Source organism: Spirosoma lituiforme, assembly GCF_054776635.1.
In genome coordinates this window covers 243,635-264,555 of record NZ_BAAHBO010000003.1, presented here as the reverse complement: position 1 = coordinate 264,555, position 20,921 = coordinate 243,635, and the positions used below count along the sequence as shown (strand labels likewise).

At 50.6% G+C, this 20,921-nt stretch carries 20 protein-coding genes; 10 read left to right on the top strand and 10 right to left on the bottom strand.

What is annotated here, in order from left to right; all coding sequences use genetic code 11:
• The first annotated feature begins 53 nt into the window (after positions 1 to 53).
• Together ACYU87_RS13340 and ACYU87_RS13335 are read left to right on the top strand one after the other, a co-directional pair.
• Positions 54 to 317, top strand: coding sequence for a hypothetical protein (locus ACYU87_RS13340; RefSeq protein WP_461134581.1), 264 nt, complete (start codon positions 54 to 56; stop codon positions 315 to 317).
• A gap of 829 nt (positions 318 to 1,146) precedes the next feature.
• Positions 1,147 to 1,386, top strand: a complete 240-nt coding sequence (locus ACYU87_RS13335) for a hypothetical protein (protein WP_461134580.1) — start codon at positions 1,147 to 1,149, stop codon at positions 1,384 to 1,386.
• A 6-nt stretch (positions 1,387 to 1,392) separates the two neighbouring features.
• On the opposite strand, the gene ACYU87_RS13330 is transcribed toward ACYU87_RS13335, so the two are convergent.
• The gene (locus tag ACYU87_RS13330) at positions 1,393 to 1,608 is read right to left on the bottom strand and encodes a DUF6965 family protein (protein WP_461134579.1); all 216 of its coding nucleotides are present in this window, start codon (positions 1,606 to 1,608) and stop codon (positions 1,393 to 1,395) included.
• Positions 1,609 to 2,419: 811 nt separating this feature from the next.
• Between ACYU87_RS13330 and ACYU87_RS13325 the strand changes: the two genes are divergently transcribed.
• Complete coding sequence (locus ACYU87_RS13325) at positions 2,420 to 2,620, top strand: hypothetical protein (RefSeq protein ID WP_461134578.1); 201 nt, start codon at positions 2,420 to 2,422, stop codon at positions 2,618 to 2,620.
• Between the two features lie 262 nt (positions 2,621 to 2,882).
• Here the strand turns inward: ACYU87_RS13325 and ACYU87_RS13320 are convergent, their stop codons facing one another.
• The gene (locus ACYU87_RS13320; protein WP_461134577.1) at positions 2,883 to 3,242 is read right to left on the bottom strand and encodes a hypothetical protein; all 360 of its coding nucleotides are present in this window, start codon (positions 3,240 to 3,242) and stop codon (positions 2,883 to 2,885) included.
• 84 nt (positions 3,243 to 3,326) lie between these two features.
• Here ACYU87_RS13320 and ACYU87_RS13315 point away from each other — a divergent pair, with 84 nt between their 5' ends.
• Positions 3,327 to 3,467: a hypothetical protein gene (locus ACYU87_RS13315; protein WP_461134576.1), complete on the top strand. Its 141-nt coding sequence runs from the start codon at positions 3,327 to 3,329 to the stop codon at positions 3,465 to 3,467.
• Positions 3,468 to 3,663: 196 nt separating this feature from the next.
• On the opposite strand, the gene ACYU87_RS13310 is transcribed toward ACYU87_RS13315, so the two are convergent.
• Complete coding sequence (locus ACYU87_RS13310; protein ID WP_461134575.1) at positions 3,664 to 4,065, bottom strand: hypothetical protein; 402 nt, start codon at positions 4,063 to 4,065, stop codon at positions 3,664 to 3,666.
• Positions 4,066 to 4,288: 223 nt separating this feature from the next.
• Between ACYU87_RS13310 and ACYU87_RS13305 the strand changes: the two genes are divergently transcribed.
• Positions 4,289 to 5,068, top strand: coding sequence for a Nif3-like dinuclear metal center hexameric protein (locus tag ACYU87_RS13305; protein WP_461134574.1), 780 nt, complete (start codon positions 4,289 to 4,291; stop codon positions 5,066 to 5,068).
• 6 nt (positions 5,069 to 5,074) lie between these two features.
• Here ACYU87_RS13305 and ACYU87_RS13300 read toward each other — a convergent pair whose 3' ends face one another.
• A complete protein-coding gene (locus ACYU87_RS13300) occupies positions 5,075 to 5,893 on the bottom strand; it encodes an aldo/keto reductase (RefSeq protein WP_461134573.1) in 819 nt (272 codons plus the stop codon).
• Between the two features lie 145 nt (positions 5,894 to 6,038).
• On the opposite strand from ACYU87_RS13300, the gene ACYU87_RS13295 reads away from it, so the two are divergent.
• The gene (locus ACYU87_RS13295) at positions 6,039 to 7,538 is read left to right on the top strand and encodes a capsule assembly Wzi family protein (RefSeq protein WP_461134572.1); all 1,500 of its coding nucleotides are present in this window, start codon (positions 6,039 to 6,041) and stop codon (positions 7,536 to 7,538) included.
• A gap of 168 nt (positions 7,539 to 7,706) precedes the next feature.
• A complete protein-coding gene (locus tag ACYU87_RS13290) occupies positions 7,707 to 9,251 on the top strand; it encodes a DUF4394 domain-containing protein (RefSeq protein WP_461134571.1) in 1,545 nt (514 codons plus the stop codon).
• A gap of 93 nt (positions 9,252 to 9,344) precedes the next feature.
• Here the strand turns inward: ACYU87_RS13290 and carB are convergent, their stop codons facing one another.
• On the bottom strand, positions 9,345 to 12,221 hold the full coding sequence (gene carB, locus ACYU87_RS13285; protein ID WP_461134570.1) for a carbamoyl-phosphate synthase large subunit: 2,877 nt from the start codon (positions 12,219 to 12,221) through the stop codon (positions 9,345 to 9,347).
• A 310-nt stretch (positions 12,222 to 12,531) separates the two neighbouring features.
• Between carB and ACYU87_RS13280 the strand changes: the two genes are divergently transcribed.
• The 3 genes from ACYU87_RS13280 to ACYU87_RS13270 all read left to right on the top strand — a co-directional run bounded on the left by ACYU87_RS13280 (position 12,532) and on the right by ACYU87_RS13270 (position 15,442).
• The gene (locus ACYU87_RS13280) at positions 12,532 to 13,962 is read left to right on the top strand and encodes a hypothetical protein (RefSeq protein ID WP_461134569.1); all 1,431 of its coding nucleotides are present in this window, start codon (positions 12,532 to 12,534) and stop codon (positions 13,960 to 13,962) included.
• A 28-nt stretch (positions 13,963 to 13,990) separates the two neighbouring features.
• On the top strand, positions 13,991 to 14,881 hold the full coding sequence (locus ACYU87_RS13275) for a helix-turn-helix domain-containing protein (RefSeq protein WP_461134568.1): 891 nt from the start codon (positions 13,991 to 13,993) through the stop codon (positions 14,879 to 14,881).
• Positions 14,882 to 14,986: 105 nt separating this feature from the next.
• Positions 14,987 to 15,442 carry a ferritin-like domain-containing protein gene (locus tag ACYU87_RS13270; protein ID WP_461134567.1) on the top strand — a complete coding sequence of 152 codons (456 nt, stop codon included), beginning with the start codon at positions 14,987 to 14,989 and terminating at the stop codon, positions 15,440 to 15,442.
• 65 nt (positions 15,443 to 15,507) lie between these two features.
• Here ACYU87_RS13270 and ACYU87_RS13265 read toward each other — a convergent pair whose 3' ends face one another.
• The 5 genes from ACYU87_RS13265 to ACYU87_RS13245 form a co-directional block, all read right to left on the bottom strand.
• Entirely contained in the window at positions 15,508 to 16,854 is a 1,347-nt protein-coding gene (locus tag ACYU87_RS13265; protein ID WP_461134566.1) for a peptidoglycan DD-metalloendopeptidase family protein, read from the bottom strand.
• 80 nt (positions 16,855 to 16,934) lie between these two features.
• The gene (locus ACYU87_RS13260) at positions 16,935 to 18,422 is read right to left on the bottom strand and encodes an APC family permease (protein ID WP_461134565.1); all 1,488 of its coding nucleotides are present in this window, start codon (positions 18,420 to 18,422) and stop codon (positions 16,935 to 16,937) included.
• A gap of 183 nt (positions 18,423 to 18,605) precedes the next feature.
• Entirely contained in the window at positions 18,606 to 19,541 is a 936-nt protein-coding gene (locus ACYU87_RS13255; protein WP_461134564.1) for a homoserine kinase, read from the bottom strand.
• Positions 19,542 to 19,717: 176 nt separating this feature from the next.
• On the bottom strand, positions 19,718 to 20,197 hold the full coding sequence (locus ACYU87_RS13250; protein ID WP_461134563.1) for a hypothetical protein: 480 nt from the start codon (positions 20,195 to 20,197) through the stop codon (positions 19,718 to 19,720).
• 148 nt (positions 20,198 to 20,345) lie between these two features.
• Positions 20,346 to 20,912 (bottom strand): hypothetical protein, encoded by a 567-nt coding sequence (locus ACYU87_RS13245; protein ID WP_461134562.1) that lies wholly within the window; start codon positions 20,910 to 20,912, stop codon positions 20,346 to 20,348.
• Positions 20,913 to 20,921: the final 9 nt, after the last annotated feature.

The window sequence follows — 20,921 nt, the reverse complement described above, 5'->3', positions numbered from 1 at the left end:
CGAACGTTCTGGTACGCTTCATGTGGGCAAATCTATACATAATTAATAAAACCATGATTATTACGTTTGCGCAATATAGTATACTGACGGCTACGTACCGGTGCGCAACATACAGCCAGGTTGAGAAGCAAACGAGTTTTGACCGCATGATGATCAGGTATTACATCATGGGGCTCGTTAATATTGGTTTGATAAAGGCGAGCGATGAGCGTCCGAACGAGGCCACCTGTTATGAATTAACGGAGTTGGGCAGGGCCTACATAGATGACTACGAGCGAGCGAATCCGGCGCTTGTTATTAAAAACAATGTAGTCTAGTTGCCTTAAAATCAGTTAAGTAGTTATATTGGGCTACACAATACGCCTGATATAGGATTGAGCAAGGCGTATGATTGAATCCCGATTTATATTAGCGGATGAATACTGCTCATGCTCATTGAACGTCAGAGCACCTGAACCCGCATCGTAAATTCCTAGTGGTGATGAATCAGGATCGTCGCCTACTTTTTCGAGACAACGAATAGCTTCTTCCGACGAAGAGAACCCTCTTGCTACAGGGATGTCAAACAGAGTGTAGACAGCGACATACTGCATAACTTGCCGTAATTCTCCCGTATTTACGATAGACGTGTACAATTAGATTTGAGTTTAGCTGAGTATGGGTAACTCAAGTGTGTGTATGGTAACTAAGCCAGTAATCGCAGCAACGACTAATTCTATATGGTATGTGTTCTAAGCAAATATAAAGATAGAATAGTACCGAACAAGAAAAGTTGTTAACTTTATTTGTATATAATAAACTTGTAGTTATAAATAGTAAGGTAAACATAGAGCTAGACAATACAATGGCTTGTCGCGATCAGTTGCATAAGCCTACATGACCAATAACGATTCTTCTGGTAAAATCAGTTGTTAAAGCAAACAATGAGTTGATATTCACGCCTAAAGCAGGTAAGTACGGTTGCCACTCAGGAGGTCCCGACGGTGCTGTTACCTTGCTGCTGCGCTAAGGCATTTTAGCGCACTTCCACACGCTTCAGTTACACTTATTTTCCCGTTTTATTGACAAAAAATGCCTTTTTCCGTGCTGAAAACAGCATTTTTTGTGTTCTATTGATAAGAACATAAACAACAAATCTAAGCTATAATGGAGTCCTTTCAATTGTCAAAGCCACTGGCCCACGCCCCTGATCAGTCGACTCGTCGGGCCACGCGCCGGAAGAGTAACGGGCAGGCAACTGCAGCGTTACTTATTCAAATGGCTACCGAAGTGTTGTCGGCTTCGCCAACGCTCAGGAAGAAGGCCAACATCACACTGGTCGATTTGGCAGCTGCTGAAAAGGTTCGGAAAGACTTGATTCGAAATCAATCGGGTATTATTAAGTAAAGGCGGTTACTGGGCTATCACCCAAGCCCGAACTTCCTGAAGCATGATTGCCGCCGATTTCCTGGACGCTTCGACCTCGCTTCGCAACTGCCTGAGCTGACCCTCTACAGCACCCGGCAGATTGAGAAAAACGCTGTATGGGTTGATGTGTTGAGGCCCGGCAGGTAGCGGACGATTGTCGAAGAAATTAACTAATTCCTGATGTTCTGTACTCAGTTGCATAGAGCAAAAATAAGGATTAGTTTGTAGGCTGCCATAGCCGGAATAAATTAAGCCTTCTTGACGGAAAAGGCTGGTTGTTAAAAGCACTATATATGAATGCCAAAAAGCCCATCCACAGAGTAGATGGGCTTTTACAATTCTAGCCACACTAATATACTACCCTATTCATATTTCAATAAAATAAAGTTAATGTAAATTATAATATGAAAACAATTTAGATATTAATTTCCTGAAAAATAAATAAATCAATCTTCCCAAGCGGGCTATCAGGAAACGTAAGGAGGTTGCATTTGAGCCATAAACCGTTGGCATCGTATTTCTCAATTGTGCTGACCGATAACTCAAAAGCAGACCATATTCTGTGAGAATACGGTCTATCATGAAAAAACAGCCACCACCTAACTAGATAACGGCTGTTGTACTCCACCATTCTTTAACGTGTACTACACACAGTACTACTGCCCAATGAGTTTGTTGACGAGATCAGAGAATCGTGAGGAAATGGAACTAAAAACCAGCGTTAAGTTTAATAAGGTGCTGATTTCAAGTAGCTTATGAGGGATTGTATAAGCTCGATACGGGTTTTCCCGACGTTGTACCTTTATGAGCCATATTGGGGCGTACGACCTGGTGATAAGGTGCCTGCGGGGCAACTGAAAATTTAATTTCAAGCCGCAGTGAATTAAGGAGAACAAATGAGTATCTATTTGTTAATAGGACTATAATTGTAAAAAATTAAATATCTGGAGGGTCAGGAATGCGTGATCTGGTCAGAAAATAGACACATAATTCATATCAAAATGTTTTTACGATGGAAACTCAACGAGTCAACCAGGCGTTGCCGATTCACTCTCATAAAGATTTGATCGCACTAACCGAGGAGCACATTAATGCATGGCTTCAGTTACTGGACCATTTGCAGGATGCACACGCACCCACGGATCAACTGGTCTATTGTCGTAAGGAAATAACGCGCCTGCAGCGCAATCTTTACCAGCTAAGGAGCGCTTAAACGGATCGTAAAAATTTCAATTGTGTATAGCCCGGAAGCTGACTTCCGGGCTATTTTTTATAGTGGTTGAACCTCGCTGAAACCCAAGGGAAAACAGATAAGCAGTCAACCAGGCTGTACCGTCGTTAAACGTGTCGGCGACCGACTTACCAACATAATAGTGTCCATATTCGTAGTTATCCACAGGTTTACGGGTCAATTTGTGGATAACTATTTGGCTAACGGAATTTATGGCCATAGAAATAGTTCGAAAAAGCCGATACTAAGGCTGTTGGTTCAGCGTGATTCTGGTCGAATCCGATTTGAGAATAAATCCTTCGTCCTGTTTTTGTACGGCATAAGGTGTGCTATTTATCCGTAGACTATCCCCGTTTATTTCCCAGGTGAAGGGGGTGTCTTTTGACGACATGCCTATCTGAATATGATTTATACCCTTGCCATCTTTGCCGAAGCGGTAAATCGCTTTTGAATCCAGCAAATCAGACAAGCTTGTGGTATCTACGTCATGGGGCGAATCGGCCTTGTACGTTGCCGTAAACTGTTTACTCTCAAAGTCAACGGTCCGAATGCCGCTACCGCACCCGGCCAGCGCAGCCCAAAAACTTAGTAGCAGCAAAATCATAAGTTGCTTATTGATGATCAATGTCATCCGCTGTGCGTTAACTACGCGGTTTGGTATCTTTCAGAAACCCCATTCTGTTAAGGTATGGCCGGTAATTTTGGGAGGAATGAGATAACGGGTGCCCAGGTATCGCTCGTTATCTGGACAAAAGAGCACGGCACCTGGCTCTGGACAGAACCCGAAACGGAGTGCAGGTATCAACACCGGGTATTCGTGCCACGTTGACGTAGCCGAAACTAGGCAAAGGGTAGCGAGTGATGGGTAAAGTCATCGGCTCTTGTGGGCGTACGGGTACTGTTTTCCAGAGTAGTTTCCCGAAACTAAACAAAGGCTGAACCGTATGTTTCTGGCCGAACGTCAAAAATAGAGCCTCCTGGCTCTTCAGTCTTGAAGGGCCAGGAGGCTTTCGATCAGCGGTCGACTACTGAATAGCCAAAAGGCGTTCAACAGTTGGTACGGGTGCCACCGCCTGTAAGTTCACTTGCTTTACAATACGGCCCGAAGCAGAGGCAATTTCCAGTTCATAAGCACCATCGGCCAGCTGATCCACATCCAGTTGAAGGACCACTTTGGTTTGTTTTTTACTAATCTGCCGCGAGAAAAGCGAAACTTTTTGACCTGCCTCGCGCAGGGTAATGGTTAACGGCTCTACCGCTGTTTTTTCGATAGCCAGCCGAATCTTATTGGCCCTGTTGACATAAACACTGGCGTCAAACGTAGCTGGCTTGGCAGGTACAGTCGGGTTAGCCAGAAGGCTGGTGCTGCTTAGTAAAAAGAGGGCGACAAAGGTTTTGGCGAAGGCGGAAGTCAATGTGTTGTTCATGGCTGTAAGACGTTGTTTGAGTGATAAATACGTTCTCTTACCTTATGCCAACAAGTGTGCCAACGGCGTTAAGTTGCTGACTGATAGTGGATTGATATTTTTTGTGCTTTGCCGCTTTGTACGCTAACGGACACGTTTCGTTCATTACCGTACAGAGCGGACAAATTTCATACGGGCTACGGATTGACCAAAACTATCTGGTCCGGAGACAAGTTAAATGAGGATGAACACGTCAACGCTTACCATCAGTCACATCGCTGAATTCCTCGAAAACGAGTTGTCCGTACACCGTTTCTCTGCCGACGAAAGGGGGGGCATCTACCATCCGTCCGACCAGCCTGTTCAACGGATCGGATTGGCGCTCGAACCATTTCCGGGTCTGGCAAAGTGGGTAACGGAGATGGATCTGGATGCTGTGTGGTTACACCGCCCCTGGCAACTCGACCTCGCTCACCTGCCGAATGGAGTAGGGGTATTAGCGCATCATTTGCCGTTCGATGAAGCTCTAACAATTGGCTACAATACGCGTCTGTTCGATCAGTTGGAAGCATCGGGTACACCGGAGCCATTGGGCTACAAACAGGAAACTACCAAAAGTAAGGAGCCTGCACCTGAACGCCCGATTGGTATGATGGCCGACGTAGCTGACCAGGAATTTGATCACTGGTTGAACTGGGCGAAAACCACCTTTGGCGGCTACGACAGGGCCGAAGCCGGGCATAGTTCGGCCAGTTGGCAGGGCGCCCATGCCAGAATTGCGGTTGTCGGTGCCATGACCGATGCGCTCGTTCGTGAAGCGGCCGACAAGGGCGCGCATCTGTACTTGACTGGTGCCTACCGCAAGCCGGGTCAGCAGGCCGTTGATGAAACGGGTATTGCTGTTATTGCCGTTGGGCATCGGCGCTGCGAGGAATGGGGGCTGCAGGCATTGGGCGACCTGCTACAGGAAAAACTACCGGTCGAATGCGTTGTTCACCACCAGCCACAGATTGTTAGAAGTTAAGCGTTATCAGGGCATGTTGCGTGGGTCATCGGCAACGCGTGTATTATCATAAAACGTGTTCATCAGTGTCATATCCTCGTCCGAAAGGGTAAAATCCAGGACATCGAAGTTTTCCTGAATGCGTTCGCGCTTGACTGACTTGGGAATGGTAATAACCCCGTGTTGCAACGACCACCGTATGAGAATCTGGTAGGTCGACTTCGCGTATTTTTCGGCCAGTTCAAGAAGTCTGGGATCGTTTTGTTTTTGTCCCCGTACCAGCGGAGCGTAGCCTTCTGTCTGAATATTTTTCTGGCGATGGTATTCCAGCACGTCGGGTAAGTACGAATAAGGGCTTAACTCAATCTGGTTGACCGCCGGTATGATCTGCGCTTTCGTCAGTAATTCATCCAGGTGAGCCGGAGAGTGGTTCGAAACGCCAATGGCTCGGGCTTTCCCCTGGGAATAGATCGTTTCCATGGCGCGCCAGGTATCATGCCGGTGTTCCTTTATCGGCCAGTGAATCAGGTACAAATCGACGGCGTCAATCGACAGACGTTCCAGACTGCGGTTAAAGGCCCGTATGGTCCGGTTATACCCCTGGTCTTCGTTCCACACTTTTGTCGTGATGAAAATATCGCTTCGCGGAATGCCGCTTGATCGAATAGCATCGGCTACCTGCCGCTCGTTGCCATACGCTGCTGCCGTATCGATTAAGCGGCAACCGGCTTCAAGTGCCCACTCTATGGCCGACTGTACCTCGTCGTTGTGACTTGGGGTATGAACACCAAGCCCCAGCAGAGGCATTTCGACACCATTGTTAAGCGTAGTAGATGGTATAGTCATGCGCTAGTAATGTTTCATATATACTAATTAAAATTAAGGTTAAGATGTTTTAAGAAACAGACAATTCGGTAAGCAAACTCATTTAGTCAGTATGGCGTATGTTTGCTTAGCTGTTTGGACTACAGTTTGGGAGAATAGATACACTATGCGCCAACTATACTGGTTTGTTACCCTTTTCCTATTAAATACGTCGATTGTCTGGGCCCAGCAAGCTTCGTCAGTGGGTATAGTACGCTATTCCGCGGATATTGGAGGGCTGGCTACCCCATCGCCACAAAACCCGTTCTGGCTGCGGGCCAACCAGTACAACACCACGCCGGTGCGGGGAGCATTTGCCACCGTTCGGGTGGGGGCCGCTCGGGATTACAAAACCAGACCGGATTCAACGACAAAAGGCAAATCCCGTTTCGATTGGGGATTTGGTCTCTATGCAGTAGCGAACGTTGGCCCTCCCTCAACGGGCAATAACCCGGCCGTTTTGCTGCCGGATGCCTATGTGAAAGTGCGTTTCAACTACCTTGAACTATACGGAGGAAATCGGCGTGAGGTTGTTGGATTGGGCGATACGCTGCTTACATCGGGCTTTGTTGCCTGGTCGGGAAACGCGATGCCGTTCCCGAAAATACAGCTTCATACACCGGATTTTGTTCCCGTGGGATTCACCAAAAAGCTGATTGCCATTCGCGCAGGCTATGCCCACGGCTGGCTCATCGACTCGTACATACAAGGCAGCTATCTCCATCAGAAATACCTGTACGGCCGGATCGGCAAACCAACCTGGCGCATCCGGATTTACGGCGGCTTAAATCACCAGGTGCAGTGGGGCGGTCATGCCGGTTATTTGATTGGCACGCCCCTGGCGGTTAATGGTAACCTGTCGACGTCGGTTCAAGACTATCTGTCGCTTGTTACTGGCCGTTATCCGGATGCGCTGGAAAACGACCGATTCACCGGTTTTGACGGGACGAATCGCCTGGGTAACCATGTCGGAAGTTACGACCTGGCGCTGGAATGGAAAGGCGATATGGCCAACTGGCTGCTTTATCATCAGCACATGTACGATGATGCGTCCGGGCTTGCTTTACAGAATGTACCGGATGGGCTGACTGGCTTACGGTTCCTGAACCGGCAGAAGACTGATCCCCGATTTCGGCTTCAGCGGGTTGTTCTCGAATGGTTAACCACCACGAATCAAAGTGGGCCAACCTTCGATCCGGCCGCCCGGTACCAGGGAGCCGACAACTATTTCAACCACAGCCAGTACATTCAGGGCTGGTCGTATCGGGGGCGTACGCTTGGCACGCCCTTCATCATGCCCCGCTCCGATCTGACACCGGCCATCGGTAATGGCTATGCGGGTAACGGCTATTATCCAAATAACCGGGTGGTAGCCTGGTATGCAGGGGCTACCGGGGCATTTCGGCGCGGGCCAACCCTCCTGATGCGAACGTCTTACAGTCGTAATTTCGGGTCATACAAGCAACCTTATCCCGGTGTATTCCACCAACTGTCTACCTATCTGGCAGCCCAATGGGCAGTCCCTAAATGTCCCGGAACCCTCCTGACTACCGCTTTTGCGCTCGACCGGGGTGAGTTGATGCCGGATAGTTTTGCCAGTTACATAAGTCTGAAAAAGATGTGGTAGAAGCAACGAGAAGGGTTTTCCTGGCGAAAAACGTACCGGCTGAACAACCCGTTTACGTAGTTTTTTAATTTCTTTTTAATTTCAGAAATCCAGAGGGAGTGGTAACGCGTATAGGTACGTGCAGTTCGCTGCACGATCTTTTCATATTTATTTTCAACGAGAAAGACTATGACTACGCTTTACAAAAAACGTCTTCGGCTGGTTGCGGGGATATTGGCGATTGGTTCTTTACTAACGCTCAATGCCTGTCAGGATCACCGTCTTGCCCCCGATCCGGGAAATGTACCCGACGCTACGGTTTTTGCCCTGAATGATGCCAACCAGCTGGTACGGCTCAATATCCGAAATGCCAATGCTCCTCTGGCAACAACAACGATTACGGGTTCGGGTCTTATGAGCGGTGAGCGAATCATGGCCATCGATTTTCGGCCTGCTACCGGGCAACTCTACGGGGTAAGTAACATGAGCCGTCTGTTCGTTATCAATACGGCAACCGCTGTAGCCCGCGCTATCGGATCGGCTCCGTTTACACCCGCCGTTACCGGAAGCGTAGTCGCGCTCGATTTCAATCCAACCGTCGACCGGATTCGTCTAGTGACTAATACAGGACAGGATCTTCGCCTGAACCCCGAAACAGGAACCGTTGCAGCCGTCGATGGGGCCATCAATGGGGTATCGGGCGCAACGATCTCGGCAGTAGCCTACACCAACAACCGGGCAGGCGCAACCACCACCACGTTGTACGACATTGACCCCGCTACGGATCGGCTGTACATTCAAAATCCGCCCAACAATGGTACACTGATCGATGTTGGTCCGCTTGGACTGGATATTACCGGAGCCGCCGGATTCGATATTTCACCGAACGACAATTCGCAGGGGCTGGTTGCGGTAACCTTCAACGGCAGCTCTGAACTCCAACAGATCAACCTGTCGACGGGTCGTTTGCAAAAACTAGGTAACCTGCCCGGCACAATCATTGGTCTGGCCATCCCAACGGAGCCGGTTGCCTATGCCCTGGACGGATCTGGTAACCTGCTTATTTTTAACCCACTTAGCCCATCGCCCGTTGCCAAGCCAATCACAGGACTTCAGCCCGGCGAAACGCTGTTTGGTATTGATTTCCGCCCTGTTAACGGACAATTGTACGCCATTGGCAGCACCAGCCGTCTATACACGCTCAATACCTCAAATGGAGCGGCAGCGGTAGTTGGATCGGGTCCGTTAAGCACGCTGCTCGTTGGTAATGATGTTGGCTTTGACTTTAACCCAACCGTCGACCGGATTCGGGTCGTTACAAATTCAGGCCAGAACCTGCGCCTGAACCCCGAAACAGGAGCCGTTGCTATGGTAGATGGCTCTCTGAATCCGGGTACGCCAACCGTAACCGCTTCGGCTTATACCAATAACTTCGCGGGTGCTACAACGACAACGTTGTATAACATTGAAACCAGCATGAGCACCGCCCGACTCTTCACGCAAGTGCCACCAAATGATGGTACGCTTGTGCCCGTTGGTTCGTTAGGTGTTACGGCAGAGGGGGCCAATGGCTTCGATATTGGTGGTACATCCGGTACCGCTTACGCCGTGCTACGCTCGAACGGCACCACCGTTCTGTACACGGTCAACCTAACGAATGGTTCGGCCTCGGCTGCCGGAACGCTGCCCGGCAACCCGATCGTGCGTGGATTCGCTCTTGGTTTAGGGTTTTAAGTTGGTTTGCGGTTTACTCAATGTGCAAGAGCCCCATTCGTCAGTGACGAATGGGGCTCTTTTGTTTTTGCTAAGTACCTGAAAGAACGGATTCTATCGGCTCAGGTACAAATTCCGCTCGGAGTACACTTTCTGGAAATAATCGTCGGTCAGGTCATCAATGAAGTAGATGCCTTCGCCAGTCGATTTCATTTCGGGACCAAGCTCCTTGTTTACGTTCGGAAATTTGCTGAACGAGAAGACCGGAATCTTGATGGCGTACCCCTTTTTAACGGGTTTGAAATCAAAATCCTTTACCTTTTTGTCGCCCAGCATCACCTTCGTTGCGTAGTTCACGTAAGGCTCCTGGTAAGCTTTACAGATAAACGGTACGGTACGACTGGCGCGGGGGTTGGCTTCGATAATGTACACCACCTCGTTTTTGATCGCAAACTGAATATTGATCAGGCCAACCGTTTTAAGGGCTAGGGCAATCTTCTTCGTGTGCTCTTCGATCTGCCGAATTACGTTTTCGCTCAGGTCGAAAGGAGGCAGCACGGCGTAGGAGTCACCGGAGTGAATACCCGCCGGTTCGATATGTTCCATGATACCGATGATGTACACATCTTCACCATCGCAGATGGCATCGGCTTCGGCTTCAATGGCATTTTCGAGGAAGTGGTCGAGCAGGATGTTATTATCCGGAATGTCCTGCAGAATTTTCATTACATGCTGTTCCAGTTCGTTCTCGTTGATCACGATCTTCATGTTCTGCCCGCCCAGTACGTAGCTTGGCCGTACCAGCAACGGGAAACCCAGTTCGCGGGAGAGTTCGATAGCCGCTTCCGACTCGCGTACCGTACCGAACTTCGGATAGGGAATCTCGAGTTTTTGCAGCATCTCGGAGAAGTGGCCCCGGTCTTCGGCCAGATCGAGGGCTTCCCAGCTCGTACCAATGATCTTGATACCGTAACGGGTCAGCTTCTCGGCCATCTTCAAGGCCGTCTGCCCACCCAGCTGCACAATAACGCCTTCCGGCTTTTCGTGCATGATAATGGCATGAACGTGCTCCCAGAAAACCGGCTCAAAATACAGCTTATCGGCAATGTCAGGATCGGTCGAAACGGTTTCCGGATTGCAGTTGATCATGATCGTTTCGTAACCCGCTTCTTTCGCGGCCAGTACGCCGTGTACGCACGAGTAATCGAACTCGATACCCTGCCCGATGCGGTTGGGGCCGGAACCCAGAATGACTACTTTTTTGCGGTCACTCCGAATGGACTCGTTACCGGGTAGATCCGACACGGGTTCGGCATGGTCCGTCGTGATGGGCACCTGGTTGTTAAAGGTCGAATAATAATAAGGCGTTCTGGCCTCAAATTCGGCAGCGCAGGTATCCACGCATTTATACACCCGGCGAATGTTGTGCGCCTGGCGATAGCTGTAAATCTTGCTCTCCTTCACCTGCAGCAGGTGGGCCAATTGCCGGTCGGCATACCCTTTCTGCTTGGCCGTCCGAAGCAGTTCGGGGGGCATATCGTCCAGGTCGTACTTCTCTATTTCGCGCTCCAGTTCAATCAGCTCTTCGATCTGGTGCAGAAACCAGGGGTCAATGCGGGTGAGTTGCTGAATGGTCCGGAACGACATACCGGCCTTGAACGCATCATAAATATGAAACAACCGATTCCAGCTCGGGTGTTGCAGGCTTTCGGTCAGGGCATTGCGGTCGGTCAGTTCGTGACCATCGGCACCAAGTCCGTTGCGCCGAATTTCGAGCGACTGACAGGCTTTTTGCAGGGCTTCCTGAAAATTCCGGCCAATACCCATTGTTTCACCCACGGATTTCATTTGCAGGCCCAATGACCGGTCGGCACCCGGAAACTTGTCGAAGTTCCAGCGGGGGACTTTCACGATCACGTAATCAATAGCTGGTTCGAAAAACGCCGAGGTCGTGCCCGTAATGGGGTTGGTCAGCTCATCGAGGTTGTAGCCGATGGCCATTTTAGCGGCAATCTTCGCAATCGGATAACCCGTTGCCTTGGAAGCCAGCGCCGATGACCGGCTCACCCGTGGGTTCACTTCAATAACGATGATGTCGTCGGTTTGCGGGTTAACCGAGAACTGAATGTTACAGCCCCCCGCAAACTGCCCGATGCCGCTCATGACCCGGATGGACAGGTCACGCATTTTCTGGTACAGCGTGTCGGGCAGGGTCATGGCCGGAGCCACCGTTATGCTGTCGCCGGTATGGATACCCATCGGATCAAAGTTCTCGATGGAGCAGATGATGATGAAGTTGCCGTTGTTGTCGCGAAGCAACTCCAGTTCATATTCTTTCCAGCCCATGACGCTTTGTTCAACGAGTACTTCGTGGACGGGCGACGCATGCAGACCAGCCGTGAGTGCTTTATCGAAATCTTCGGGCTTGTTAACGAATCCGCCCCCCGTGCCACCCAGCGTAAAAGAAGGCCGGATAACGAGTGGAAAGCCAATTTCCTGCGCAATTTCCTTGCCTTCCAGAAACGAGCGGGCCGTACGACCCTTACATACCCCCGCGCCAAGTTCCAGCATCAGCAGCCGGAATTTCTCGCGGTCTTCCGTGGTTTCGATGGCTTTAATGTCGACACCAATAATAGCTACACCGTATTTTTTCCAGACACCTGCTTTATCGCAGTCGATAGCCAGGTTCAACGCCGTTTGGCCACCCATCGTTGGGAGTACCGCGTCGATGGGTTTGCCCATTTTCTGGTGTTTTTCCAGAATTTCGACGATGGATTTTTTCTCCAGGGGCAGCAGGTACACGTAATCGGCGTTGATCGGATCGGTCATGATCGTGGCCGGGTTGGAGTTGATCAGCGAAACTTCGATGCCTTCTTCCCGAATGGAACGAGCGGCCTGTGAGCCGGCATAATCGAATTCACACGCCTGGCCAATCACGATGGGGCCTGAGCCAATAATAAGAACGGAGCGAATGTTGGTATTTTTAGGCATTTTTCAGTTGGAAAATGAACCGGTCCGGCGATCTGGCGAACCAGGGGCCCGGCACACCCGATTGACTAAAAACTATTGACTAGTTAATGAACACAAAGAAGACTGATTGATAGGCCGCACACGGATACCCAAAAATCTTGCAAAAGTAGCGCATACCTGGGAAAGGAACAGGGAATTAGTTAAAAATTAACGCTTTCTTTATAAATCAGCTTCGAATAGACGACTTCACGACCCCATTCGCTAATCATTCTTGGAAATAGACGCCGGGTGGTCTATTTTTGATTACGTATGTTTTTCGTACACTGCTTCTATGATTCGTCCTTATTATCTGGTTATATACGTTCTGGTAAGTTGCCTGGCTGTCACCTGTGTTCGCGATTATCCATCCACTACGCCCAACGCGCCACCGGTTGTCAATCCGCCTTCGGGTGGTTTACCAGGACAGCCGCAGCCGTCTACCCAGCGACGGCTGTTTCTCGACAATGACAAGCTTCGGGTCGGTGTCGATCTGAACATGGGGGGCGCCATTACGTACCTGTCCGAAGCGGGCAGCAGCGTGAATATGGTAAACAATCCTGATTTGGGACGCCAGATTCAAACCTCGCTCTATGCGGGCCCGACGTATTATGTCCAGAACGGAAAACAACCCGTTGAGCAATGGAAATACCTCGGCTGGAATCCGGTTCAGGCGGGTGATTATTTCCTCAATCCGGCGCAAATTGTCAGCTACAAACAAACTGATAACGAGCTGTACGTAAAGTCAATACCGCACATCTGGCCTTTGTTGAACGAACCCGCCGAATGTACGTTCGAGCATTGGGTAACGATTAAGGATAACGCCGTGCATGTGCGTTGCCGTGTTGTGGTTAATCGGTCGGATACGACACAGTACGAGGCTCGTACGCAGGAAGCTCCCTGTGTGTATCTGAATGGTCCTTATGATCGGATGATTACGTACACCGGACTGAAGCCCTTTACCAATGATGCCGTTTCCGAGTTTTCGGATCGCAACATGACCAACCGATACGGTACCGAACACTGGACTGCTCTGCTGAATACAAACGGGCGGGGAGTAGGTCTTTACAAACCGGGTCAGGTGCGTTTCAGAACGGCTGGATTTGGCATACCCAAAGTAGGGGGAGAGTTCGACCAGTCGGCGGGGTATATGAATGGCGAGGAGTTTCTGTTGATTGATCACAATGGGCAGTATGAATTTGACTACACCTTGATTCTCGGCTCACTAACCGACATTCGCCAGTATGTTTATAACCAGCCCCGGCCACCATCGTCGCCCGCATACAAGTTTGTGAGTGACCGGCAGGGGTGGTTTTACACCAACACAACCGATAAAGGCTGGCCGATCCAAAACGAACTGAACGTAAACTGGTCCCGTAAAAACACCAATGATGCGGGCTTTCGGATTGCCAGCCCGTTGAATTTCTGGTACGCCGAAAACACGCCTAAGCTCTATGTAGAGGCCGCTTTTCAGACAAAAGGTACCGTGGCCAGGCTATCCTGGCGCAAACCCGATGAAATTGATTTCATGGATACGGATGGTCGATACGTCGATTTTCCCATCGTGGGCGATGGTCAGTTCAGAACCTATGAAATCAATACCAGCCAGCTATCGGGTTGGGACGGCGTTATTTCGCAACTATCGCTGACCAGCCCAGCCAGCCAGCGTGCGTTTGAAGCAGGTTCCCGAGTGCGTCTGCGGAGCGTGACCGCCACGAAGCAGTAAGCCAGCGTCGATGTAATTCAGGGACCTTATGAAAAACGAAACCATCCCTGCTGATTCGCCCGTTCCGGTTTACCAGCTTCATTCGTTTCCGCGCCACGAGCCCGATGAGGCTTTTTATATGACCAGGCTGGAGCGGCTCGTTCAGGAGGTGAAGGGAATCGGCAATGCGCACGCGCACACCTTTTACCTGGTTATGTGGATCGGCGAAGGCACGGGTACGCATACGATTGACTTCAAAACCTACGCGATTGAGCCGAACCAACTCTACTTTCTGACGCCGGGCCAGGTACACAGCTGGGAGTTGTCGGTCGATACGAAAGGCTACAATCTGTTTTTCGACGCGAATTTTTTCAAGGGCCGGTTTGGTAATCGGCTGCATCAGTATCCTTTCTTTCATTCGCGCCAGCATCAGCCCCTGCTATCGGCCGTGCCGCAACCGGGTTTCTTCCGCGATTTACTGACGTATGCCTACCAAGAGTACGAGGTACGTTTGCCTAGCCGGTCTGAGGTGTTTTTATCGTTCGTGCATATTTTGCTGGAAGCCGCTAACCGACTGTACCATGACCGGCAAATCAGTTCCGATACGCACCTGTATGATCGGCTCCGGCAGTATGAAGAATTGCTGGAACAACACTTTCTGACGGTTCGGGAGGTGCGGGAATATGCCAATCTGATGAATCTGACGCCTAACTACCTCAATTACGTCTGTCAGCATGTTGTCGGAAAAACGGCCAGCCAGTTATGGCAGGAGCGCCTGCTGATTGAATCACAGCGATTGCTGACGCACACGGCCCAGTCTACCAAGGAAATTGCGTTTCTTTTGGGCTTTAGCGACCCATCGTATTTTGTGCGCTTTTTTCGAAAACAAACGGGTCGGACACCCGCCGATTTTCGGATGGTGCCCAGTCTCTTTCCATAAGTAGACAACGGGAATGTTGTCGGTAAACTCTTTTTTTTTAGCTAAACAATCAGTCTTACCTGTAGTTGTATTGAGGAATTTACAAACTATAGAAACCAGACTGCCATGATTACCAATAAAGAAATTGTTGACGATTTGAATGAACTGGTCAAAATCAATAATGACCGTATTCAGGGATACGAAAAAGCAATCGACGATACTGAAGACGCTCAGTTAGACGATTTGTTCCGGCATTACGTCATTCAAAGCCAGGGATTCCGCAGCCAATTGGCCGAACACATCGTTCGTATTGACGGATTGGCTGTATCGGACGCAACCTCAACTGACATTTCAAGTAAACTGCACCGCGCCTGGATTGACATCAAGTCGGCACTGACGGGTAAAGACAGAGAGACCGTATTAAGCTCAGTTGAATTTGGCGAGAACGCGGCTGTCGAATCATACAAAGACGCTATCGAGAAAGACCATATTCCAGCCTACATCAAAGAAGATCTGCAGAAGCAATTGTCTTCGCTGGAAGAAGCGCTTACAAAAGTAAAAGGACTACAGAAAGCAGCCTAAGGGCAAATTTCTCCAGATACCTACCGAAAAGCCTGCCACACGGCAGGCTTTTTTGTTTACACTGCTCAAGGAGCTGCGTTGAGCGGTAACCAGCCTGTCTGACCGTTGAGGTCGCGAACCAGCTGAAACGAACTAGCCGTGGCCAGCACATCCACCGACGCGCCAGCCGGGAGTGTTTTCATGGGTGCCGCCCGGTTATGGGCTGCGTCGAGCAGGGGCCGGGGAGCCGACAGAACCACTCGTCGGAGCGGGCGTTTTTCGGTTTCAGTGGCATTGCTCATCACATAGCCGGTCAGGCCATCGGGCAGTTCAACCCGCAACCATGTTTCTGTACCGCCCAAAATGGTTAATGCCGTTGCCTTGGGTACCTCACGAAGAACGGGTGAATCGCTGCCGGGAGCCAGTCGAATGGTTGACCGGGCCACCGATACCCGCACAGAATCGCCCAGGCGAGACGCCGGAAGCAATGACTGGCGCGCCGGACCGCGCCCAAGACGAATAAACGGCAGGGGGTCGGTGGCTCCGTCGGTAAAGCCGTAAATGCCGAAATGCAGATGTGGTCCCGTTGTTCGGGCGTTGCCGGTATTACCAACAAACCCAACCGTGTCGCCGATGGATACGTGCTGGCCGTTCCTGACGTTCCAGCGATCTAGATGCGCGTAATAGAGCCGGATGTTTCGGTCAATATCGGTCAGAAACGCGACGTTACCCCCCAGTTTGCTTACACCAACTCCCGAAATAATTCCATCAACTGAAGCCACCGCGGGTGTACCTCTGGGTGCAAAAATATCGACGCCTTCATGCCGCCGACGGCCACCGTCGCGGGCAACACCGAAAAAGCTACTGATTTGCCGGCTGTCGCGACCTTTGACCGGAAAACTCAGCGCGGGTTCCCGCGTAACCGTAATGGTATACTGGCCCGTTCGCAGCAATTCGGGCTGAACCCGAATCAGGTACGTTTGGGTGCGTCGGGGCTCCCAGGCCAGCACGTTTGTATCCGCTTTCGATGCGGCAATGAGGCTGGTTTTATCGCGGGATTCCAGGGCAAATACATCAATAAACACCTGGGCTTCTTTTTGCCCCTGCGTCTCAACGCGTATCAGAAGCCGGTCGCCCCGTTGGGCATCGATCCGGTACCCGACCGCGAATGCTTTCGTAGCCGAAAAATAACCACTTTCCCGGTAGGGTATGGTGATTCTGAGTGAATCGCGCAGGGCACGTTCGCCGGCCGAAAGCCAGTCAGTGCCGAGCGCTGTTTGGTCGAGCTTCGCATCTTTAAGCGACTGCCCGTATTTCTCATGGGGTGACGTTGACCGAAACAGACTTGCCGTTGGACCAACGCCCGTGCAGGCGCTCAATCCGGCCAATAGCAACCCAACCCAAACGAAGCGAAATGTGTGATTAACTACCATAGTGTTCCCAGAAGTTAAACGACTTTATCCCGGTGATAGTTTAGGCGGAGTCGGTAATCACGCATGAACCAGTCGCGAACTTAAGCCGCGTTCCGCTGTCCCCGTTTTGTGAAGAAATAGACGGGTATACCGAGTCCGGCAATGAGCAGGCCCATACCCGTATTGAAGGTTTTGGTGTAGAGTAAAATGGCGCAGATCGTCAGGCCGGCAATGATATACAGTGCCGGAACGACTGGGTAACCGAACGCCTTGTAGGGCCGCTCGGCAGTTGGCTCGGTACGCCGAAGCCGGAATAGTCCGGCAATGGTGACAATGTAGAATAGCAACGAGGCAAATGTGCAATAGTCCAGCAGATCGCCGTATTTACCCGACAGGCACAGTAAGGATGCCCAGATGCACTGTAACCACAGCGCCCGGCCTGGCACCGAGTTCTTATTCAGATGCGATGCCTGTTTGATAAAAAGACCGTCTTTCGCCATCGCGTAGTACAAACGGGCTCCCGCCAGAATCAGGCCATTGTTGCAGCCAAAGGTCGAAACCATAATCAGAACGGCCATAATGGCGACGGCTACATTCCCAAAAACGGTTTCGACGGCGGCCGTAGCTACCCGATCGGCATCGGCAAACTGAATCCCTCGCCCCACAATATCCGTAGCGGTTGGCAATCCCTTCAGCGGAAGCAAAGACAAGTAGGAAACGTTGGCCAGGAAGTAAATTGTTGTAACGATCAGGGTACCGAAGAAAAGCGCCAAGGGAATGTTTCGGCGTGGATTCTTGATCTCACCCGCAATGAACGTAACGTTATTCCAGGCATCCGCCGAAAAGAGTGAACCGATCATCGATGTACCGAAAGCCAGAATCAGCGCCATGCCTGCCAGTGGCAGTACGTCGCCGGTGGCCGATGTCGTGCTGGCTTCCCAGGCATTAGAGAGGTTGGTCGACAGCAGGCCCGTGCTTAGCCCGATGGTGATGCCAATGACGATCAGCCCCAATAGAGCGATCAGTTTGGCCGATGTGAAAACGTTTTGAATCAGCTTGCCGCTCTGAACCCCCCGGCTGTTGAGCCAGGTTAACAGGATCAGACTCGCAATCGCGAAAATAGATCCACCCGATACACTCACCGGGCCAACCGAAAATAAGACATTGGCTGGGCTGAGAGCGGGGATAAATACGGCGGAATACTTGGTGAACGCCACCGCTACGGCTGCAATGGTGCCGGTCTGAATAACCATGAACACCGTCCAGCCGTAGACGAAGCCGGTGAGATGTCCGAAAGCCCGTTGAATGTAGATGTATTGGCCGCCCGCTTTGGGCATCATGCCCGCCAGTTCGCCGTAACTGAGGGCGGCAGCTACCGTGAGGATACCAGTGAGTACCCATAACATCAATAGCCAGCCGGATGATCCCAGATTACGGGCCATATCGGCCGTTACGATGAAAACCCCGGAGCCAATCATCGACCCGGAAACAATAAGGGTGGAGTCGAGCAGACTCAGAGAACGTTTAAATTCCGTCGGTTCCGTTGTGGCATCGGCCGACGAGAGCGCATTCGGTAGGTTTGTTGACATGAATAAAAGAAGATATATGTACAAGAAGCAAGCGTTTTGCCGGAAAAACAACTCTTTCTCCGGTGAATCGTCCGCTATCCCTATTTTTATAGGTCTGTTTGTTCGAATATACTTCTTTCTGTAGGGCGGTATTTTAGCCCATTTAACTGTTCCTAAGGCTGTTTGATTATGCGTCTGACTGGTCTAGTTTGGCAATACTTTAGGCCCCTGCCGATTGATTTCGGATACGTAGGCTTCGCTGTTAATGCCTACCGACAGGAACGCCTGCTGCATGGCGGCTCCAATTTTTTCGGCGGTCTGAGCGTCACGACTGAGGGCAAACATGGATGGCCCCGAGCCAGATATGCTGCACCCCAGTGCGCCATTATCCAGAGCGGCCTGCTTGGCCTCATTAAACTCCGGAATCAGAATAGCCCGTACCGGCTCAATGATAACATCAACCAGTGAACGGCTGATCAGGCTATAATCGGGGGTCATCAAACCCGCAATCAGACCGGCTACGTTGCCCATCTGAATGATGGTATTTTTCAGCGAGACTTCGTTTTTCAGAATAAAGCGGGCATCTTTCGTATTGACCTCAATATCAGGATGAACCAGTGTGCAGAACAGGGTGGCTGGCGTTTCGATCTTGATGACATCCAGCGGGTTATAGCTTCGCACGACAACGAAGCCGCCTAACAGTGAGGGACCTACATTATCGGCATGGGCCGATCCGCAGGCAATGCGTTCGCCTTCCATCGCGAAAGGCAATAGCTTGAGAATCGGGAGGGGCCGCCCGAGTAGTTCGTTAATGGCAAAAACGCCTGCTACGGCGCTGGCGGCACTGGAACCCAGCCCACTGCCGAGGGGCATCTGTTTATGCAGTACAATGTCGAGGCCAATGTCCGTACGATCAATGTGCTTCAGGTAGGTTTGAATGGCGATACCCGCTGTGTTACGGGCTGCCTCACGGGGCAAACGGCCATTGTCGCCGATGATGTCCGTAATGCGAACACCCGGCTCATCGCTGGTTGACAGAACAATCTGGTCGCCGGGGTTATCGACGGCAAAGCCAAAAATATCAAATCCACAGGCTACGTTCGCAACGGTGGCGGGGGCAAAAACACGAATAGAATCCACGATATAAGGAAGAGGCAACGAAGCGCAAATTTAGTTATTCGCTACTGGAAACCAATCTCGCGTACATATTCACTTATCTGCCCAAAACGCTTGACTTTCATCGCTATATCTGATTGATAAAAAAAAGCCAGCCTCCCTAGTCAGAGAGCTGGCTTTTCTAGGGGAAAACTAGTCGCTTACTGACCAAATAGCTGATGCCATACGCTTTTGGCCTTTTCTTTCGTGGCTTCGATTTGTATCGCGGCTTCGGCCTTCAACTCGTCCAGCTTTACCTGAGCTGCCTGAAGCTGAACAGCGGCTTCAGCTTTTACCTCGTCGAATTTGTCTTCCGCCACATCCGACAGCTCGTCGGCCTTGGCAGAGGCTGACGCAAACACGGTTTCTGCCTGGGTTTGCAGGTTAGCCAAGTTCTCAGCGGTAGCGGCTTTCGCGGCCTCAAAATGCTCCGTTGCCTTGGCTTTTATGCCATCTATATCAATGTCTTTTCCGAACGCCTGCGCCTGCGCAACCAACTTATCTTTCAACTCGTCGAGTTGGGTCGTTGCGGCATCCAGGTGCTGACCCGCTTCGGTTTTAAACGCGTTCAGCTTTTCGGCCGTCGTTGCTTTGGCGGCCTGTACATCTTCCGTATCCTTCACCTTTTCGTTGCTTTCCATGGATTTACTCGTTGGGTTTTTGTATGGGTGAAAATTGACCAGAAACAAAGGGAAAAACAATAAGAAAAGGAGGAAAGGAAGGAGCGGGTTACGGAAGGGCATAGTACCCCGAGAGGCTTCTTTCCGGTTTAGCGCATACGTAACTAGCTTACCCCAGTCGTCGTATAATCAGGTTGTTGACTAACTCAAATAGACCGGCGGGTTTAAGGGTTCGCCAGTTCTCGATGTCGAGGGTGCCGCCGAAGTTTATGTAATAGTCGAGGTGGTATTTTTTCCACTCACGTTCAATGAACTCCGGAGAGTGAACGGCTGCAATCCACCCATCTTCAACATCCTCAAACCACTCCTCGTAATAGCTGTCATCGGAGCCGTGGAAATTAAGAACATTCTCACTAATGAGAATAAAATACTTGATGTCCTCCTGCACGAGCGGATCAATGACCTGCCGTTTCAGGTACATGATGTCGTTATGGAGCGTGTCGTTCCATTCGCCGAAGAGTTCGATAATGACAAACTGCCGGTCGTAGTTAGCGAAGAGAATCTTGCAATAAAGAGTTTCGGAGCCTATTTCGTCCCACAGCGGATGAATGTAGTAGCCGTAAATATTATTTTCATATTGCTGCATGTTGTACTCCCGCTCGTAGAACGGAGACCGCTCATCTTCTGATGCGGTATAGTACTTATCCCAGCCGTAGAACGGTTCGATGTCCTGCATGTGTAATCG

Bases quoted from the DNA above. Each gene is read 5' to 3' on its own strand.
- ACYU87_RS13340 (WP_461134581.1), top strand. From the start codon at position 54: ATGATTATTACGTTTGCGCAATATAGTATACTGACGGCTACGTACCGG.
- ACYU87_RS13335 (WP_461134580.1), top strand. From the start codon at position 1,147: ATGGAGTCCTTTCAATTGTCAAAGCCACTGGCCCACGCCCCTGATCAG.
- ACYU87_RS13330 (WP_461134579.1), bottom strand. From the start codon at position 1,608: ATGCAACTGAGTACAGAACATCAGGAATTAGTTAATTTCTTCGACAAT.
- ACYU87_RS13325 (WP_461134578.1), top strand. From the start codon at position 2,420: ATGGAAACTCAACGAGTCAACCAGGCGTTGCCGATTCACTCTCATAAA.
- ACYU87_RS13320 (WP_461134577.1), bottom strand. From the start codon at position 3,242: ATGATTTTGCTGCTACTAAGTTTTTGGGCTGCGCTGGCCGGGTGCGGT.
- ACYU87_RS13315 (WP_461134576.1), top strand. From the start codon at position 3,327: ATGGCCGGTAATTTTGGGAGGAATGAGATAACGGGTGCCCAGGTATCG.
- ACYU87_RS13310 (WP_461134575.1), bottom strand. From the start codon at position 4,065: ATGAACAACACATTGACTTCCGCCTTCGCCAAAACCTTTGTCGCCCTC.
- ACYU87_RS13305 (WP_461134574.1), top strand. From the start codon at position 4,289: ATGAACACGTCAACGCTTACCATCAGTCACATCGCTGAATTCCTCGAA.
- ACYU87_RS13300 (WP_461134573.1), bottom strand. From the start codon at position 5,893: ATGACTATACCATCTACTACGCTTAACAATGGTGTCGAAATGCCTCTG.
- ACYU87_RS13295 (WP_461134572.1), top strand. From the start codon at position 6,039: ATGCGCCAACTATACTGGTTTGTTACCCTTTTCCTATTAAATACGTCG.
- ACYU87_RS13290 (WP_461134571.1), top strand. From the start codon at position 7,707: ATGACTACGCTTTACAAAAAACGTCTTCGGCTGGTTGCGGGGATATTG.
- carB (WP_461134570.1), bottom strand. From the start codon at position 12,221: ATGCCTAAAAATACCAACATTCGCTCCGTTCTTATTATTGGCTCAGGC.
- ACYU87_RS13280 (WP_461134569.1), top strand. From the start codon at position 12,532: ATGATTCGTCCTTATTATCTGGTTATATACGTTCTGGTAAGTTGCCTG.
- ACYU87_RS13275 (WP_461134568.1), top strand. From the start codon at position 13,991: ATGAAAAACGAAACCATCCCTGCTGATTCGCCCGTTCCGGTTTACCAG.
- ACYU87_RS13270 (WP_461134567.1), top strand. From the start codon at position 14,987: ATGATTACCAATAAAGAAATTGTTGACGATTTGAATGAACTGGTCAAA.
- ACYU87_RS13265 (WP_461134566.1), bottom strand. From the start codon at position 16,854: ATGGTAGTTAATCACACATTTCGCTTCGTTTGGGTTGGGTTGCTATTG.
- ACYU87_RS13260 (WP_461134565.1), bottom strand. From the start codon at position 18,422: ATGTCAACAAACCTACCGAATGCGCTCTCGTCGGCCGATGCCACAACG.
- ACYU87_RS13250 (WP_461134563.1), bottom strand. From the start codon at position 20,197: ATGGAAAGCAACGAAAAGGTGAAGGATACGGAAGATGTACAGGCCGCC.
- ACYU87_RS13245 (WP_461134562.1), bottom strand. From the start codon at position 20,912: ATGCAGGACATCGAACCGTTCTACGGCTGGGATAAGTACTATACCGCA.